This is a genomic window from Mesorhizobium sp. 131-3-5, from assembly GCF_016756575.1.
GTDB lineage: Bacteria > Pseudomonadota > Alphaproteobacteria > Rhizobiales > Rhizobiaceae > Mesorhizobium > Mesorhizobium jarvisii.
Window position 1 is genome coordinate 4,334,184 of record NZ_AP023254.1, and the last position, 15,876, is coordinate 4,350,059.

At 60.1% G+C, this 15,876-nt stretch carries 16 protein-coding genes and 1 pseudogene; 11 read left to right on the plus strand and 6 right to left on the minus strand.

Translation table 11 applies throughout. The annotated features are described in order from the left end of the window. Positions 1 to 14 precede the first annotated feature (14 nt). From JG747_RS20990 to JG747_RS21030, 9 genes are all read left to right on the plus strand, one after another. Positions 15 to 923 carry a GDP-L-fucose synthase family protein gene (locus JG747_RS20990; RefSeq protein WP_244748172.1) on the plus strand — a complete coding sequence of 303 codons (909 nt, stop codon included), beginning with the start codon at positions 15 to 17 and terminating at the stop codon, positions 921 to 923. Positions 924 to 1,152: 229 nt separating this feature from the next. After that, on the plus strand, positions 1,153 to 1,962 hold the full coding sequence (locus JG747_RS20995; protein WP_244748174.1) for a hypothetical protein: 810 nt from the start codon (positions 1,153 to 1,155) through the stop codon (positions 1,960 to 1,962). Positions 1,963 to 3,172: 1,210 nt separating this feature from the next. Further along, positions 3,173 to 3,421, plus strand: coding sequence for a hypothetical protein (locus JG747_RS21000; protein WP_202359947.1), 249 nt, complete (start codon positions 3,173 to 3,175; stop codon positions 3,419 to 3,421). Between the two features lie 1,683 nt (positions 3,422 to 5,104). Next, the gene (copC, locus tag JG747_RS21005) at positions 5,105 to 5,473 is read left to right on the plus strand and encodes a copper homeostasis periplasmic binding protein CopC (protein WP_202359948.1); all 369 of its coding nucleotides are present in this window, start codon (positions 5,105 to 5,107) and stop codon (positions 5,471 to 5,473) included. Continuing rightward, positions 5,470 to 6,354: a copper homeostasis membrane protein CopD gene (gene copD, locus JG747_RS21010; RefSeq protein WP_202359949.1), complete on the plus strand. Its 885-nt coding sequence runs from the start codon at positions 5,470 to 5,472 to the stop codon at positions 6,352 to 6,354. The genes copC and copD overlap by 4 nt, the downstream gene beginning before the upstream one ends. A gap of 345 nt (positions 6,355 to 6,699) precedes the next feature. After that, on the plus strand, positions 6,700 to 7,200 hold the full coding sequence (locus tag JG747_RS21015) for a DUF305 domain-containing protein (protein ID WP_202359950.1): 501 nt from the start codon (positions 6,700 to 6,702) through the stop codon (positions 7,198 to 7,200). A gap of 13 nt (positions 7,201 to 7,213) precedes the next feature. After that, positions 7,214 to 8,671: a YncE family protein gene (locus tag JG747_RS21020; RefSeq protein WP_202359951.1), complete on the plus strand. Its 1,458-nt coding sequence runs from the start codon at positions 7,214 to 7,216 to the stop codon at positions 8,669 to 8,671. Between the two features lie 54 nt (positions 8,672 to 8,725). After that, positions 8,726 to 9,250 carry a sigma-70 family RNA polymerase sigma factor gene (locus JG747_RS21025; RefSeq protein ID WP_202359952.1) on the plus strand — a complete coding sequence of 175 codons (525 nt, stop codon included), beginning with the start codon at positions 8,726 to 8,728 and terminating at the stop codon, positions 9,248 to 9,250. Beyond that, positions 9,247 to 10,023, plus strand: a complete 777-nt coding sequence (locus JG747_RS21030) for an anti-sigma factor family protein (RefSeq protein ID WP_202359953.1) — start codon at positions 9,247 to 9,249, stop codon at positions 10,021 to 10,023. Before JG747_RS21025 ends, JG747_RS21030 begins: the two co-directional genes overlap by 4 nt. A 622-nt stretch (positions 10,024 to 10,645) precedes the next feature. On the opposite strand, the gene JG747_RS21035 is transcribed toward JG747_RS21030, so the two are convergent. Together JG747_RS21035 and JG747_RS21040 are read right to left on the minus strand one after the other, a co-directional pair. Beyond that, positions 10,646 to 11,392, minus strand: coding sequence for a ferredoxin reductase (locus JG747_RS21035; protein ID WP_202359954.1), 747 nt, complete (start codon positions 11,390 to 11,392; stop codon positions 10,646 to 10,648). Then, positions 11,389 to 11,994, minus strand: coding sequence for a molybdopterin-dependent oxidoreductase (locus JG747_RS21040; protein ID WP_202362329.1), 606 nt, complete (start codon positions 11,992 to 11,994; stop codon positions 11,389 to 11,391). Before JG747_RS21040 ends, JG747_RS21035 begins: the two co-directional genes overlap by 4 nt. Positions 11,995 to 12,170: 176 nt before the next feature. Between JG747_RS21040 and JG747_RS21045 the strand changes: the two genes are divergently transcribed. After that, a complete protein-coding gene (locus JG747_RS21045) occupies positions 12,171 to 12,392 on the plus strand; it encodes a MucR family transcriptional regulator (protein ID WP_446720618.1) in 222 nt (73 codons plus the stop codon). Between the two features lie 18 nt (positions 12,393 to 12,410). Here the strand turns inward: JG747_RS21045 and JG747_RS37860 are convergent. The 4 genes and pseudogenes from JG747_RS37860 to JG747_RS21060 form a co-directional block, all read right to left on the minus strand. Beyond that, positions 12,411 to 12,523 (minus strand): annotated as a pseudogene (locus JG747_RS37860) (SDR family oxidoreductase); the annotation flags it as partial. Then, positions 12,520 to 12,903: a nuclear transport factor 2 family protein gene (locus JG747_RS21050; protein ID WP_202359955.1), complete on the minus strand. Its 384-nt coding sequence runs from the start codon at positions 12,901 to 12,903 to the stop codon at positions 12,520 to 12,522. The pseudogene JG747_RS37860 and the gene JG747_RS21050, both read right to left, overlap by 4 nt. Before the next feature lie 86 nt (positions 12,904 to 12,989). Beyond that, positions 12,990 to 13,850 carry an alpha/beta fold hydrolase gene (locus tag JG747_RS21055; RefSeq protein WP_202359956.1) on the minus strand — a complete coding sequence of 287 codons (861 nt, stop codon included), beginning with the start codon at positions 13,848 to 13,850 and terminating at the stop codon, positions 12,990 to 12,992. 86 nt (positions 13,851 to 13,936) lie between these two features. Then, a complete protein-coding gene (locus JG747_RS21060; protein WP_202359957.1) occupies positions 13,937 to 14,491 on the minus strand; it encodes a carboxymuconolactone decarboxylase family protein in 555 nt (184 codons plus the stop codon). Positions 14,492 to 14,605: 114 nt separating this feature from the next. Between JG747_RS21060 and JG747_RS21065 the strand changes: the two genes are divergently transcribed. Then, a complete protein-coding gene (locus JG747_RS21065) occupies positions 14,606 to 15,601 on the plus strand; it encodes a LysR substrate-binding domain-containing protein (protein ID WP_202359958.1) in 996 nt (331 codons plus the stop codon). Positions 15,602 to 15,876 lie beyond the last annotated feature (275 nt).

Below are 15,876 nucleotides of genomic sequence, written 5' to 3' on the forward strand. Positions count from 1 at the left end.
CCGGGAATCGGGGGATGGTCGGGTCCGCGCTGGTGCGGCGACTTTCCGACCTTCCGGGCGTAACCGTCCTCACAGCGGAGCGCCGCGAACTCGACCTCACCGACCGCCCGGCGACCGCCGCTTGGGCAAAGGCCAAGCGTCCCGACTTAGTCTTCATGGCCGCCGCGCGCGTCGGCGGAATTCTTGCTAACCACGAGAGCCCCGTCGATTTCCTGCAGGACAATCTTGCGATCGAGCTATCAACGATTGAAGCTTCGTTTGCCGCCGGCGCCCAAAAATTCATGCTGCTCGGTTCGTCGTGCGTCTATCCGAAATTCGCCGCCCAGCCTATCTCCGAGAGTTCGTTGCTGACGGGGCCGCTTGAACCCACCAACCAATGGTACGCAATTGCCAAGATTGCCGGCATCATGCTGTGCGATGCCTATCGCCAACAATACGGGACGAGTTTCATCTCGACGATGCCGACCAATCTCTATGGTCCGAATGACAATTTCGATCCGAAGACAAGCCACGTGCTTCCGGCGACTGTGCGCAAGATCGTCGATGCTAGGAATAGCGGACGCGACAGAGTCACGATTTGGGGAAGCGGATCGCCACTGCGCGAATTCATGCACGTCGACGATCTCGCCGATGCGGTCTTGTTTTTGATGCGGGCGTATGACGAGGCAGGTCCGGTCAATGTCGGCAGCGGTCAAGAAATCTCGATCTTGGGACTGCATCAACTGGTCGCCGAACTGGCCGGCTGGAAGGGCACGTTCGAGTTCGACAACCGGAAGCCAGACGGCACGCCGCGCAAGCTACTGGATTCGAGCCGCCTCATCGCCCTCGGCTGGCAGCCGCGTATCGAATTGCGTGCTGGTGTCCGCCAGATGATCGAGCTTTACGAAAAATCGGAGCAAGCTTCAGATCCGCGTGGAGCGTAAGCCTCGGCCAAGGCCAAATACTGCCACCGGGCCGAACAGCCATAGCTCTCCTGCTCTGAAAAATGTCCAATCTAGGCTACAATTCCATCCTCACCAACGCCCATCATGGGCTGGATGTCGGTTGATGAGAAGGCGAGAATTCTCAGAACTGGTTATTGCCTTTGCGGCGATCGGGTTGGGGTCTACACTAGTAGCAGAACGGAGTACGTCGCAGAAGAGTTCCGCGGCAATGACACCTGGCTCGCCCCGCGACCATCCCCCAACCCTCCTGACCGCGCCCATCGAGCTTGCCGGCGACTGGGGCCGCATGCTTGAGGGCGCGGCTGATCAGGTCGTCGAGCGCATGCGGCATGCCTGCCTCGATGGCGTCCGCCTTGTCTCCGACCGCCAGCCGACGCGGCTGCGTGTCGACGAACACACTTCCGGCACGCCGGCCATCTGGCTGCATCCGGACGGCACCAGCATGGCCTGGATCATCGTGGACATCGGGGAGCGGGACTGGTCGAAGCTCGCCTACCAGTTCGGCCACGAGCTCGGCCATGTTCTCTGCAACAGCTGGCAGCCGGACGCCAGGCCGGCGCCGCCCTGCCAATGGCTCGAGGAAGCCATGGTGGAGGCCCACTCGCTGCGCGGGCTTGGGCGTCTGGCGAGAAGCTGGAAGGAGGCCCCGCCCTTCGCCGGCGACAACGCCTTCGGCGATGCCATCGCCCGATACCGCCAGGATATCGTCGACCGCTATACGGCTCTCGCCGATAGCCAGGGGCTCACCCGCGACGCCGCGGCGTGGTTCACCGATCATCGCGGCGAAATCGAAATGCCCGCCCTTAATCCGTTCGCCCAGGCTATGTCGCTGACCATCCTCGCCGAATACGACCGCGCGCCGGACTGCCTCGAGGCGCTGGGGGCACTCAACCGCTGGCCCGGCCGCAGCGGCCTGGCCATTGGTGAATATCTGCGGCAATGGGAGACGAGCTGCGCCGAGCTACAGGCCTCGCCCAGATTACCGGTCCGCCTGCGCGAGCTGTTGCGCATCGTCTGATCAGCAGCATACCCGCCACCCGTGATCTCCGGAAACCGCGCGGAACCAGCAGGAGGCAAAGGCTTCGCGACGATCGAAAAAGCTCGTGCCGAGCGCGCTTCCACAGCCCGCCTCGGACTGGGGCAAAACTGTCTGGGGCGGGCTTCGATTCAGCCTTGTCCCCAAAGCGAGCATGGTCTTAATATTCGCTTGCGCTAATATAAAACTGACGTAACGTCACTCCCAGCATCTTGGGGATGCGCAACCGTGGGGAATTACGATGAGAGTGGTTATAGTTTGCTCGGCACTCGTGATCGCTGCGACTGGAGTCGCCGTTGCCAAGGAGAAGAAGGTGGCCGTCAGTGATGCTACGGCCCTTTGCTCTACCAAGCATTCGAGCAAGAGGCCGAGGCCAGAGCTTGACTGCAACTTGACCGGAACAGCGAAATTGCCGGACGGAACAAAGCCGGATAAGCCGCGCCTGGGATATGATACCAACCCGTGGATTATAACTGGCCCTTAGGGCCGGTTGACCCAGCCACCGGCTGTCGGTGCGGCGGCAAAGGCTGGTGGAGGGGCTCGACGGTCCGCGCCTCCAGGCGACCGCAGTTGATAACTGCATCATCGCTCTTGCGCGCTCGATCGAGTAGAGGAATATAATTCTCCATTGCGGCGACCGCCAAATGGAGATCGCCAATGGCCAGAGCCACATCTTCCAAGCAGCTATCTCAGGCTGAATGGAGTGCTTGGTGGCGGCGGCGGAAGCGCTCCACAAGAACATCGTGAGGCGGCTTATATCCCCACAACCAGCGAGCACTTCCGAGCTCCCCAAAGGACGCATGAGGCGCTGTTTAAGACGGTAAAGGATGTCACCGGCGACGATCCGCCGCTCATTCAAAGGAATGGGGCAGGTTTCTTTGCCTCCTAGGCCTTTTGTTTTGCGGCCCTGTACTCAGCTTCCCAAGGCAACGCGTCGAAGTCTGGCTTGTAGCCGCCGGCTCTGTAGGCGTCCCGGCTGATGTAACTAGCCTTGGCCCGCTCTACAATGCAGGCAAATGGCGGAATTCCAGGGCACCGGTAAAGGCCTACTGCTTCCATGAGGGTCCTCCATATACGGCCCGGCGCCTATAAGTTGGGATGTGAATAGGAACCGGGCCTAACCGACGGGCTGTTTGTGAGCACGGCGCCGCCGGCTGGTCGACGTATGCGCCAATGTCAATATGCGCGAAGCATGCATATGAAGGACGGGAGGGCCGTTGATGCCCGACAAGCCTGCAATGACCTACTGGTCAACGTCTTCGACAGGCGCACTGGAGCACCGCTGTTCACCACCAAAGACAAGCAGAAGGCGCTCGATATGGCGTTATCGTCCCATTTCGGGACAGGGGCGCTGGGCATCGATCTTGCGTTGGACCAGGGGCACCGGGTGATCCCGGGCCCTGATCACGCTCCTGATCGGGTAGCAGGCTCGCCGGGCTAGAGGTGGCAGGGGTCTTCGCCCGGCGAGTTGTTGCTACGTCATCCGACCGTTGCACTGGCTAATTTCCGTTGGAGGTTGCCCGGAATGGTGTCCGCCGGACGGTCCGCTTCTCAGGTCTGCCGCACCTCACGCACACGGATCGTCGACTTCCTTATCGTCGGCCATCCGCTCGCGCCTGGCGATTGTAAAAGCGAATACTCGCCCATCATTTTCGTCAGTCACGCGGACCCAATCTTTCTCCCATTTTTGGGAGATTGATCTGCGCGAATTCATGATCAATGCAGCCGCGTCTGGACTACATGCTTCGACCGCCCTCGATCTAATAATTCGATCGAGGCGCATCTCTGCGACATCGTAAATTGGCATAGTACGCCCCCAACAACCCACACTTCCCCAATAGCAGTATTGCTCAGTATAGAAACGGCCGCAAGTGGTGGGCGTTGGACCCGCAAACGTGGGAAATCTTGCTTACGCCAAGGAGCTGGGCGCGAAAGGTTTGGGTTTGCCGGATGCGGCCTTGGAGCGGCGAGGGGACTTGCCTATATCGCACATGTCGTCGATATGAAGGCCGATGAGTTCGCCGAAGAGTTTTTTGGGCGCTGTGCGGAACTTGGTCGGCGTCTCACCGCGATCGACTTGGCACACGGTTGCGGTTGCCCAGCGCCGTGCTGCGTCGGGGCGCAGGAGGGTCTCGCTGACGTAGCGCACACAAAAAAATGGCCACCTACACTAAACTCTCGTCCGGTTCCTGGCGTGTCCAAGTCCGTCGCAAAGGTCGCTACGGTTTGTACTGAGAGATCGAAATGTCGCGAAAAGGGTCGTATTCTGGCGAAAATTCGTCTGCGTTCGGCAGGTGTCAACAATTTGATGTTAAGAAAAAATGCTGAACAATCAAGATCATAGGCTGGCTATTGCACCCATGATGGATGAGGCAGATAGATAAATACAATCAACTAGTTACGAGATGGCGTGTGCAAAAATCGCACACGAAAGTTCTGCTTCTCTTCTGTTTTCGTTCCCACGACGGAGCCGCCGACAGTCCGATTCGAACCCCCTTTTGCCGCCGACAATTGCCGCTTCATTGCGGACGTTCGCTACGATGTCCGTGGGTCGCAACGTTCGATCTGGCCTCCAATTGCCCTGGGGTTCCTGGAAGCTTTTCGAACTTTCTGGGTCGCTCCGCAGTCCGAATTGCGGGTGCTCATGGACAAAATAGGATACTAGATTCGGTTTTTGCATGGCTCTGGAAGGGATCGACCCCCTTGGCACGTTACGCCCAATAGCGCGACGGCACGACTTCAAGCACCATGTTTTGAACGGCAGCTTCGCGCCCTCATATCGCTCGTTGCAGACTGTTGTGCAGGCTCCCCAAAAAACAGACGAATCCCCGGGGCCGAGAGCTAGTGCATCATACTCTGTTCTCCGCCAATAGGCGTCGAACGTAAGGTATCACCCACAATAGTTGTCGAAATTGCTGGGTTTGGAGAAGCCGACCTTTCACACGTTCATGAAAACCATCGTCTTGGACCCCTTAATGTCCGGGCTGCCATAAGAAAATTTCTGCCCGAACGCCTCGTCTCTCTTGCAACATTACCTGCGGCAATTTTCGTTGTCCGATGGAATAATCGCGCTTCCAGGATGTCCACATGGGTGGAATCACTCCACGCATGGAAGGACATATCGATGAAACATGCTTCCGTTTTCCTCGCATTCGCCGGCCTCGGTTTCTTTCTTGCAGCCGGCCCGGCGTTCGCGCATGCCCATCTCAAGAGCGTCACGCCCGCCGACAAGGCGATCATATCGACCTCGCCGATGGCGGTGACGCTCGACTTTACAGAGGGACTGAACCTAGCTTTTTCCGGTGCCAATCTGCAGGACGCTTCGGGTTCGCAGGTTTCGTCGGGCAAGGCGCAGCTGTCGAACGAAGACGAAACCCTCACCATTCCTCTGCAATCGGCGCTCAGGCCTGGCGACTATACGGTCAAATGGCATGTTCTTTCCAACGACGGTCACAAGACCGAAGGCAGCTACAGCTTCACGGTCAAGCCTTGATCGATCCGCATGGGCTTTGGATTTTGGGTCGTGCCGTTATCGACACCACCCTCATGTTGCTCTGGGGATGTTGCGGGTTGTTTTCGGCCGCTACGCCGCCACCCTTATGCGCCCTCCTGGTGCGGCGCTTTTCAGGGGTCTCCGCAATTTGCACAATGATGGTGGCGGCAGGCGTCCTGGTCGTCCTTCCGGCGCAGATCGCTGTTGTGACCGATGATTGGCGCGCGACCGTTGACCCGCAAACGCTCTGGCCGTTTCTCACGCTGACGACCGGTGGAAGGGCATGGGATATGCTCGCCGCAGGTTCGTTACTGCTTGGACTGGCCCGTTGGCTCATGCCACGTCGCCATACTCTTGCGGCGGTTTTGGCCGGCTGTTCCTTGGCGAGCCTTTCCCTGACAGGGCACGCAGCAATGAGGACAGGCTTTGAGCGCACTCTTCATACCGGCATCGACATCGTCCATGTTCTTTCCGCCGGAGCATGGTTTGGCGGTCTTGTTGGTTTTGTATTTGTCATGCGGGCGGCACGCGACGTTGCTCATCGTCCTCAAGCATTGGTCGTGCTGTCCCGCTTCTCCACGCTAGGGCACGTTGCCGTCGCACTGGCGATCTTGAGCGGCGTGGCCAATAGCTTGCTCATCCTCGGTCATTTGCCGACAGACTGGCGGTCGCCCTATCAGGCAAGGCTCCTCATCAAGATCGGACTTGTCGCGATCATGTCGCTCGTGGCCCTCGTCAATCGCTATGTCTTCGTTCCCCTCTTGCGCAGAAAGCGCAGCGAGGCAGAAACCGCGTTGTTGGCCGGCGCTACCTTCGAGCTCTTGCTTGGCGCCGTCGTTATCGCGCTTGTAGCCGCATTCGGAACCATGGACCCGTCGTGATCGCGTTTCTCAGGCTTCCGAAACGATTATCAGGGATTTGTTATCGAACAGATTGCTCACCCGGAAGGGCAATGCCCTTCGAAGTATCACAGGGCATGCGTCGCTAGCGCTGCCTGATTGCGCGAAAGGCGAGATAAGCGCCGACTAAGAGGTAAAGCTTCCCAGCGGTCTGCATGGATTCCAGATGACGGCGCCCAAGGCCGCCGGTGTCGCATCATCATCTCAATATCCCACGCCGCCGCGACCCGGCACGGCATCGCCAAGAAAATTTCAGTTCGCCCGGAATAATCCGCCCTCGCCGGTGTCTACGCTTCTGAACTCTTCGAGAGAGATCAGGAGATAACAATGACCGCCTTTTTTCGCAGTACCAGCATTCTGGTGACCACATCGCTGCTCACCGTCGTCTCGGTGTGGGCCTTTGCCCAGGATGTGCCTGCCCACCATGAAACGGTTTCCGGCACGACGGACGAAGCACCGTTTCTGCAGGAAAACGACGCTGCCATGGTGAAAATGATGAACGACATGGCGGCCAAGCCGACAGGCGATGTCAATCGCGATTTCGTCGAGATGATGCTCCCGCATCACCAAGGAGCGATCGACATGGCCGTCGCCTACCTGCGCTACGGCAACAACGAGCAACTCAAGCGGATCGCGCAAGAAATCATTGTCGATCAGCAACAGGAAATCGCGGCCATGCGCATGGCGCTGGGCGATCCGCTTCCCGCCTCGGACGCGGTGCCGACGCAGGTCGATCCCAATGATGCCAAGACAACACAGAGCCCTCACGAAGAGACGTCATCAAAGGCCCCGGCCATGCAGATGATGACGATGAAACCGGCCAACTGAAAAGGACCGAGACATGAGAACCAACCTGAAGATCCTTGCTCTTCTGGCAAGCACCATGACTGCCCCCGTGGCAGCTTTTGCCGGCCAGGCGCCCGGCCTTGCCTCCGCCCCCGACATTCCGATCAGCCACAAGGACCGCGTCTATGCGGCCGAGCAGTTCTCCAACACGGTGTCGGTTTCCGACCCGGTCGACAACAAACTCCTCGGCGTCATCAAACTGGGCGATCCACAGCCCGGCAACCTGAGCCCCCTCTACAAGGGTCAGGTGCTGGTCCACGGCATGGGTTTCTCTCCGGATCACAAGACGCTTGCGATCGTGTCGATCGGCTCCAATTCGGTTACTTTCATCGATACGGCGACCAATGCCGTGAAGCACACGACCTATGTCGGTCGGTCCCCGCATGAGGCCTTCTTTACGCCCGACGGCAAGGAAGTCTGGGTGACGGTCCGCGGCGAAGACTATATCTCCGTGATCGACGCGAGCACTTTCGAAGAAAAGACCCGCATCAAGGTCGCTCCTGGCCCCGGGATGCAGATCTTCTCGCCGGACGGCAAATACGGCTATATCTGCTCTTCCTTCAATCCGGATGTCGCCGTCGTCACCGTCGCAGACCATCAGATCGTGGGCCATGTGAAGCAGGAAAGCCCATTCTGCCCGAACATTGCCGCTTCCGCCGATGGCAAGCAGGTTTGGTTCACGTTGAAGGATGTCGGCAAGACCCAGGTCTTCAACGCCCAAGCGCCCTTTGACCTCATCAAGACCATCGATACCGGACCGATCACCAACCACGTCAATCTCGTCGTCAACAAAAACGGCGGTTTTGCTTACGTGACCGTGGGTGGCCTGAACGAAGTGAAGGTGTATCGCACGGATAATTTCGAGCAGGTCGCGACCATACCGGTCGGAAACCTGCCGCACGGCATCTGGCCGTCGGGCGATGGCACGCGCGTGTATGTTGGCCTCGAGAATGCCGACCAGTTCGCCGTCATCGACACGCTGACCAACAAGGTTATCGCCAACATCCCGATAGGCCAGGCGCCGCAGGCGGTCGCCTACGTCCCGAACGCTGTGCCTGAAGGCGATGGGATGCAAAACCTCGTTCCGCTCGGTGGGGCGGGAGACGCCGCTCACCTGAAGCTTGCGGCCAAGGGTGACAAGGACAAGCAGCAGTCGACGAGCGTCACGCTCTTCAATCAGGGGCTGACGCAGGTTCTGCAGGCTGCCGTCGCTGGCCTCGTTCCGAAGATGCCTTACGTGCTTGCGCTTTCCGACAAGCCCGATGGCACCGGTCAGCTTCAGGACCTGGCAGCATTCATGACCAATCCCGCCGGTTCGGCTATTGTCAACGCGGTCGGTCCGATCCGACAGATCGTCGAAGCCAAGCACAAGGACGAGAAGCGCTATCTCGTCGTTGCCACCACCTCTGCTGATGGCAAGCCCGGTAAGATTGTTCAGGTTCAGGCAGAGTAAGTGAAAATGGCCCGCCTCGGTCGAGGCGGGCCAACCCACGGAAGCAGATGTGCGATGGATGATCTTCTTTTCCAGGTCGAACCGATGATCCCGGCACTACGACGCTATGCCCGTGGTTTCGTTCACGACGCGGTCGCTGCTGACGATCTCGTGCAGGACTGCCTTGAACGCGTGATCTCTCATTGGCACCGGCGCCGAAATGATGATGCCCGCACCTGGGTGTTCGCGATCCTGCACAATCTTGCAGTCAGCCGGCTGCGGCAGACGGCCCGGCGCGGCCAACATGTTGCCATAGAAGAGATCGCAGACGATCTCATGGCGCATCCGCCGACGCAGGAGGACGAGCTTGCAAGAGAGGACGTCGTCTCGGCGATCCAACAACTGCCGGAGGAACCGCGTAGCGTGCTGCTGCTGGTAGCTGTCGAAGACCTTAGCTACGCCCAGGTCGCCGAAGTACTGGCGATCCCAATCGGAACCGTGATGTCGCGACTGTCGCGCGCGCGTGAGCGCCTGCGGCAGATCTTGGAAAGCCCCGCCAGGGGCGTTAGACCGGGCTCACATCTGCGGAGAGTGAAATGACGGATAGGCCAATCACCGAAGACGATCTCCACGCCTATGTCGACGGCCGGCTTGACGCTGCCCGAAACGAGGAAGTCTCCGCGTATCTCGACAAGCACCCGGATGTCGCCAATCGTTTTGCCTCCTATTCCGTCCAGCGCACCCTTTTGCAGGGCGCCTTTGACCCCATCGCTGGCGAGCCTGTGCCATCAAGGCTCAATCTCAACCACATCATTGCCACCAGACGGCAAAGCAGGGTCTCCAACTGGCGGCTTGCCGCCGCCGCCGCGGTGCTTCTGTTCGCCGGCGGATCCGGCGGCTGGTACATGCGCGATATGATGGTCCCTCCAAGCGAAGGTGTGGTCGCCCTCGCTCGCGAAGCCTCTGACAGTTTCGCCACCTACGCGGGAGACAGGACGAGGCCGGTAGAGCTCCGGGCCGACAATATGGTAGAACTGGTTGACTGGTCGACTGAACGGATGGGGCGCAAGCCGGTCCTGCCAGACCTGTCGAAGTCCGGCTATCGGCTGATGGGCGGTCGCGTCGTTTCCACACCTCACGGCGCCGGCCTGATGCTGATGTATGACAATGACCAGGGCACGCGCCTTGTCATGTTGACAAGACCGATGGCCGTGGACCAGACGCGGACGATGACGCCCCACTCCCAAGGCAAGGTTGACGGCTGGGCTTGGGCGTCGAACGGTATGGGTTACAGTCTTGTGGGCTCATTGCCCTCTGAAGCGCTGCACCCACTCGCTGACGATATTCGCAAGCAGGTACAAGGCGAGGCCTAATCGTCAACTGCATTGAACCATCCTCGTTGGACAGGACAGTTGCTGAACGAGTGGGGCAGGGGCCGAGGTTGCCGGCAATCGAGCCGATGTGCCGAAATTCGTTTCGCGCGGAAGGGCGCCGCGCGCGTAGGCACAGGAGCGGGCGGAGGTTCCAAGCATCATCTCTCATTTGAACCGAGCGTCTGCTTCATGATCCATTCGACTGCGAGCGGCCTGACCGGTTTCGGCCCCAACCCGAACGTCAGACGGTTCTACAATTGGCCATCGACTGGGGTTCCTGGACGCTTTTCGAACTTTCTGTCTTGCACCTCCAGTCGAGATGCGCGCGCTTCTGAATAATTTCGGGGTACCTGTCTCCGCAGTGGTGCTCCGTTAGCACGGGGGAGCGAGTCGGTAGACCGCTACATCGCAACACCCACCATCAAAGAGGCCTTCTTCTGCTATCGACGGCACGCGGCTTAAATAGTCGAAATTCCATTTTGATCAAGAGGTTGGCCGATGTCCTCCGAAGGCAGAGGGTCACGACTGCCGTCGCGCCTGGTTGGTCCTGCTGGCGGTATTTCGGTGCTTGCGTCTCGTACGTCCTTGTTTGCTTTGCTGAGAGAGGCGTGCGGTTCACTCTTTAAACGCCGTAACGCTCGGTGCGGATAATCCTTGCAGGGACGCCCGCGTCGATTAGCGCCTGGTTGGCGGCCGTTACAAACGCGTTGGACCCGCAGACAAAGGCGACGACTGGCGGGCTGGGGAGGTATGCTATTGATTGCGTCACCATCGGCAAGTCGATCCGCCGGGAATGGTCGGCAGGGCGGCGGGCGGCCTCCCGCGTCAGCGCGAGCGTCAGGTTGAAACCGTCGCCGCGGCTGTCGAGTTCGATCAGCTCGTCGCGGAAGACGACTTCGTCCCAAGTTCGCGCAGAATAGACTAAGGCTACCGGTACCTCCGAGCTAAGAGTGGCGCGATGGCGGGCCATCGAAGCCAAGGGAACGACGCCGGAGCCACCACCCACAAGCAGGACCGGTCCTTGGTCGCCATCCGGCCAGACGAAGTGCCCGCCGAGCGGCCCGCGGACCTCGATTTCATCGCCGACCGCCGCCACGTCATGGAAGAACGGCGACACCTCGCCGTCATCAAGCCTCTCGATCGCGACCTCAACTTGCTCGCCAGCCTCGGGCGCGGAGGCAATAGAGTAGGAACGTCGCGCCTCGTAGCCGTCAGGGGCGGTGAGCTTGACGTCGATGTGCTGGCCTGCGCGATAGACGAACGGCTGCGACGGCTGGAGGAAGAAGCTGACGACCCGGGGCGTACGCCTCAAAATGCGGGCGATTGTCGCCGTTTGCCAAGGCGACTGCGGTGCGCTGACCTCGCTCACGGGTCGTTCGTGTAGCGCTGCTCGCGCCATGGGTCGCCGTAGATATGGTAACCTCGCAATTCCCAGAATCCGGGCTCGTCGCGCTCAGTGAACTGCAGGCCGTTCACCCACTTCGCCGACTTCCAGAAGTATAGATGCGGCACCAGGAGCCGCGCCGGCCCCCCGTGGTCGGCCGGGATAGGCTTCCCCTCGTAAAGCAGGGCGACCATTGCCTTGCCCACCACCAAGTCTTTGGTCGGCACGTTTGTTGAATACCCGTCGAAGGAGTGCGCGAGCGTGAAGGCGGTCGGCGGCTCGACACCCGCGTCGGCGAGGATGTCGTCGACGAGGACGCCCTGCCATGGTGTGTCGAACTTGGTCCAAGACGTCACGCAGTGGATGTCGCGGGTCATCTTCGTCACGGGCAGGGCGTTGAACTCTACCCAGTTCCACTTCTTGATCGGCCGCGGCCCGTGCTTGAGCGTAAACGACCAGTCCTCAGTGCGGAACCTCGGTGTCGGCCCGGCCGACAGGACGGGGAATCCGTGCTCGAGGTGTTGTCCTGGGGGTATGCGCGCGTCGCCAGCCGGCGGCCGACGTCCTGAAAACCCGCGTGTGACCATCTTGGCGCTGCCTTTCATAGGGCCTTGGTGACTCCGCTTGGAATCATCCTCCAAAGAAGTGATGTCGAGCAACAAGAAAGCTAGAGTCAAGTTCCGCAACCGTTGGCAGGACTCGCCTGACTTGTCGTCAAACGGCTCGACAGCGTATCAAAAAGTCGGTCACGCCTGACTTCATCATCTGCCTTGAAGACGGCAAGCGCTTCAAGTCCTTGAAGCGGCATAGGGCGTGCACTAGGGCCTCACACCAGATGAATTCCGGGCACAGTGGGGCATTAGCATCTGACTATCCGATGGTGGCCCCAAACTACGCCGCCGCCCGCTCGTTCGAGCCGGTAGAGCGCTACCGCCTTTCCCCCGACTCATCGATCTGCCAGTTCCGACTTCGCCGCAGCGGCTAGCGAAACGAGCCCGTCCTAGCTACGGGTTCGTGCCACCAGCACCAGGGCTCCGAAGTCGCGAGCCAGCCGGACGGCCGTTCCGCGGCCGATACCGCGACTGCACCAGTGATGATCGCTACGCGCTCCATCAGACGCGGGCCTCGGCGATGGCCAGCGTGTCGATATACTGGCGGAACGCGGTGATCTTGCCGTCACGAACCGTCCAGACATGTGCGTAACGGGCGTTCGATGCCTTGCCGGTCGAGCCGTGGATGCCAGTGAAATCTCCGAGCGAAACGACATTTTCGTTCTCAGTTATGAATTCAGTCGGCACCAGAGAGAAGCTCGACCATTCCGCCATCAGCGGCTTGAAAAGGCCCTCGGCGACGTTCTCCGGGCCACGCCCGTCCACCTTGTAATGCCACATCGTCGTCCATTCGATGTCGGACGCCATAAGGCCAAGTGCGCCGGGCGCGTCACCTTTGGAAAGTTTGTCGTAGAAGTCGCGAACGGTGTCACGAGCGTTGGTCATGTTGGTTCTCCGGTCTCGGACGGTCGGCACCGTCCCCTCGGGTAAAAGTCCAGGCGCCAAAGGGCAGCCGGCGCCTGGACGGGGAATCAGCCGATATGCTTGGTGAGAAATTCGCGCATCGCGGCGCCAATCTCGACGGCATGGGTTTCGAGCGCGAAATGTCCGCTATCGACGAAGCGGACGTCCGCCGTCGGCACGTCGCGCTTGAACGCCTCGGCGCCCGGCGGGATGAAGAACGGGTCGTTCCTGCCCCAAACCGCCAGCACCGGCGGCTGATGCTCACGGAGATAGGCCTGAATGATGTCGTAGAGCGCGACGTTGGTCTGATAATCGAGCAGCAGGTCGAGCTGAATCTCGTCATTGCCGGGACGCGCCAGATAGAAGTCGTCGAGGTTGCGCCCGTCGGGCGAGACTTTGCTCGGATCGTCGACGCCGTGCGTATACTGGAAGAAGGTAGTCTCGGGCGCCAGGAAGCCGCGCAGCGCGTCACGGTTGGCCTGGGTCGGCTCGTTCCAATAGGTCATGACGGGCGCGAAGGCGTCCGATACCCCTTCGAGATAAGTGTTGCCATTCTGGGTCACGATGGCGGTGATCCGCTCGGGATGCTTAACCGCCAGTCGGAAGCCCACCGGAGCGCCATAGTCGAACACGTAGATGGCGAACCTAGTCAGACCGATAACCTCGGTAAAGCGGTCGACGACGTTTGTGATGTTCTCGAAAGTGTAGCCGAACTGGTCACGGGCAGGCTGCTCGGTCATGCCGTAGCCGGGCAGATCCGGGGCGACGACATGATAGTGCTCGGCGAGTTCGGGGATCAGGTCGCGGAACATGTGGCTCGCGCTCGGGAAGCCGTGCAGCAGCAGCACCGTCGGGCGGCTCGCATCGCCGGCCTCGCGGTAGAACAGCTTGAGGCCGTCGACGTCGACGGTGTTGAAACGAATGGTCATTGGAGGCTCCTTGATTTCAGGGCGTGAGGAAGGGTTGAGGACGCGGTTTCGTGCCCTCAAGATTTCTTACTGAGCTGGGGGAAGGATCAGGCGGCGGCGGCCGTCCGGACTGCCACGACAGGGAAGTCGATTTCGGTCTTCAGCGCTTCGTTCACGTAGTTGGTGAAGGTGTTGAGCGCGACATGGGCGATGATTTCGACGATCTCCGCATCGGAGTATCCCGTCTGCTTGAGTGCCGCGATATCGGCGTCGCTCGCCTGTCCGCGTCCTCGCCCGATCTTTACGGCGAAGCGAACTGCTGCATCCGCTTTGACATCGTTGGAGGCGCCATTGCGGTTGGCGGTGATTTCAGCGTCGTCGAGCTTGGCGAGGTTGCGGGCGATATAAGTGTGGGCGGACAAGCAGTAACCGCAATCATTCACCTCGGCGATCGCCAGCGCGATCCGCTCGCGGGTCTTCGCGGCTAGCGCACCTTTGCCGAGGGCACCGGAGAGGCCGAGATAGCCTTCCAGGGCCGCCGCGCTGTTGGCGACGATACGAAACAGGTTCGGCACGGTGCCGAGTTGCTTTTGAACCGCCGCCAGCAGGGGCTGGGATTTTTCGGGGGTCTGTTCGGTGGCGGGGGTTGGAATTCGGGACATGAGCTTTTCTCCTGAACGGGTTCTCTTGCTGTTGCAGGATTGAAGTACCCCCTTCCGTATCCGACAGGCAGGCGCTAGTTTCGAAAGCCTAACTTCCGTAAAACGAGAGGGAAGATGGACAGGTTCGAGGCAATGCGCACGCTGATCGCTGCGGTCGATGGGGGAAGTCTGTCCGCGGCCGCCCGGTCCCTCAACCTTCCCCTTCCCACCGTCAGCCGGCGCGTTTCCGACCTCGAGAGCTTTCTCGGTTCGCAGCTCGTCGTCCGGACAAGCCGTAAACTCCTGCTCACGGAAGCTGGCACGGCCTATGTCGCATCGGCCCGGAGGGTGCTTGAGGAGCTGTCGGAGGCAGAGCGCGCCGCCTCGGGGGAATATCGTGCGCCGCGCGGCGAGTTGCTGGTGACCGCGCCCATCGCGTTCGGCGCACTCAATGTCGCGCCGATCGTCCACGATTTCCTTGCTGCCTATCCCGACGTTACAGTGCGCCTTGTGCTATCCGACAGCACCATCGATCTCATCGAAACTCACGTCGATGTCGCGGTCAGGATCGGCCGCCTGCCTGACAGCTCGCTGGTGGCTCGCAGAGTCGGCGAAATACGATGGGTCGTCTGCGCAAGTCCTGATTATCTTGAACGGCGAGGCAAGCCGGAGACGCCCGATGCACTGTCCCAACACGACTGCATCGCGTTTGAAGGACTGCAACGCTATCGGGAATGGCCCTTCATGGACGGGAATGCCCAGCAGCAAGTGACGATCAATCCTCGCTTCTCGGTCAACACTGCGGATGGCGTCGTGGGCGGCGCGGTCGCGGGGGTCGGAATTGCCCGCGTGCTGTCCTACCAGGCAGTGGCAAGCATCAGGGCGGGGTCACTCTTGCCGATATTGGTGGATCGGGCACCTCCGCCCATGCCCGTGCATCTGGTCCATGCCCCGCACCAGCAACAGCCGTTGAAGTTACGCGCCTTCCTCGATTTTGTCGCGTCACGGCTGCAGCAGCGTCTTCAAGCTATATCGCATGACATTGCCGGCTCCGGCCAATCTTTTCGCAGGGCTCCTCAACCGGTTGCCAACTCGGCACTCGTAACAACCAGCGAAGCGCGTTCAGCCTAAGCGCCAACTTCCCAGGGCTATCGACCGCGGGCAATACGGTAGAAACTGCAGTTCTTAACGGCCTTTCCGCCCACTTGCGCCATCGTTTGCCCAGTTCGTCCAGACGTGCCAGCAAGAACGGAAGCGATGCGCGAGGCGAGCTGAGGTGTCTGGGCTGCCTGGATCGCATGGACGATTTGAGAACGTCTGGCCGTTACAGGCCCTGTGGCGCAGCAAGCCAATTATTTGATTTTGTTAACTAAATTGTTGGCTGGGGTTCTTGGAAGCTTTTCGAA

What these genes read in the sequence shown, in the direction of transcription:
- JG747_RS20990 (WP_244748172.1), top strand. Translation starts at nt 15, where the DNA reads ATGGTCGGGTCCGCGCTGGTGCGGCGACTTTCCGACCTTCCGGGCGTA.
- JG747_RS20995 (WP_244748174.1), top strand. Translation starts at nt 1,153, where the DNA reads ATGACACCTGGCTCGCCCCGCGACCATCCCCCAACCCTCCTGACCGCG.
- JG747_RS21000 (WP_202359947.1), top strand. Translation starts at nt 3,173, where the DNA reads ATGCATATGAAGGACGGGAGGGCCGTTGATGCCCGACAAGCCTGCAAT.
- copC (WP_202359948.1), top strand. Translation starts at nt 5,105, where the DNA reads ATGAAACATGCTTCCGTTTTCCTCGCATTCGCCGGCCTCGGTTTCTTT.
- JG747_RS21015 (WP_202359950.1), top strand. Translation starts at nt 6,700, where the DNA reads ATGACCGCCTTTTTTCGCAGTACCAGCATTCTGGTGACCACATCGCTG.
- JG747_RS21020 (WP_202359951.1), top strand. Translation starts at nt 7,214, where the DNA reads ATGAGAACCAACCTGAAGATCCTTGCTCTTCTGGCAAGCACCATGACT.
- JG747_RS21025 (WP_202359952.1), top strand. Translation starts at nt 8,726, where the DNA reads ATGGATGATCTTCTTTTCCAGGTCGAACCGATGATCCCGGCACTACGA.
- JG747_RS21030 (WP_202359953.1), top strand. Translation starts at nt 9,247, where the DNA reads ATGACGGATAGGCCAATCACCGAAGACGATCTCCACGCCTATGTCGAC.
- JG747_RS21040 (WP_202362329.1), bottom strand. Translation starts at nt 11,994, where the DNA reads ATGGTCACACGCGGGTTTTCAGGACGTCGGCCGCCGGCTGGCGACGCG.
- JG747_RS21050 (WP_202359955.1), bottom strand. Translation starts at nt 12,903, where the DNA reads ATGACCAACGCTCGTGACACCGTTCGCGACTTCTACGACAAACTTTCC.
- JG747_RS21055 (WP_202359956.1), bottom strand. Translation starts at nt 13,850, where the DNA reads ATGACCATTCGTTTCAACACCGTCGACGTCGACGGCCTCAAGCTGTTC.
- JG747_RS21060 (WP_202359957.1), bottom strand. Translation starts at nt 14,491, where the DNA reads ATGTCCCGAATTCCAACCCCCGCCACCGAACAGACCCCCGAAAAATCC.
- JG747_RS21065 (WP_202359958.1), top strand. Translation starts at nt 14,606, where the DNA reads ATGGACAGGTTCGAGGCAATGCGCACGCTGATCGCTGCGGTCGATGGG.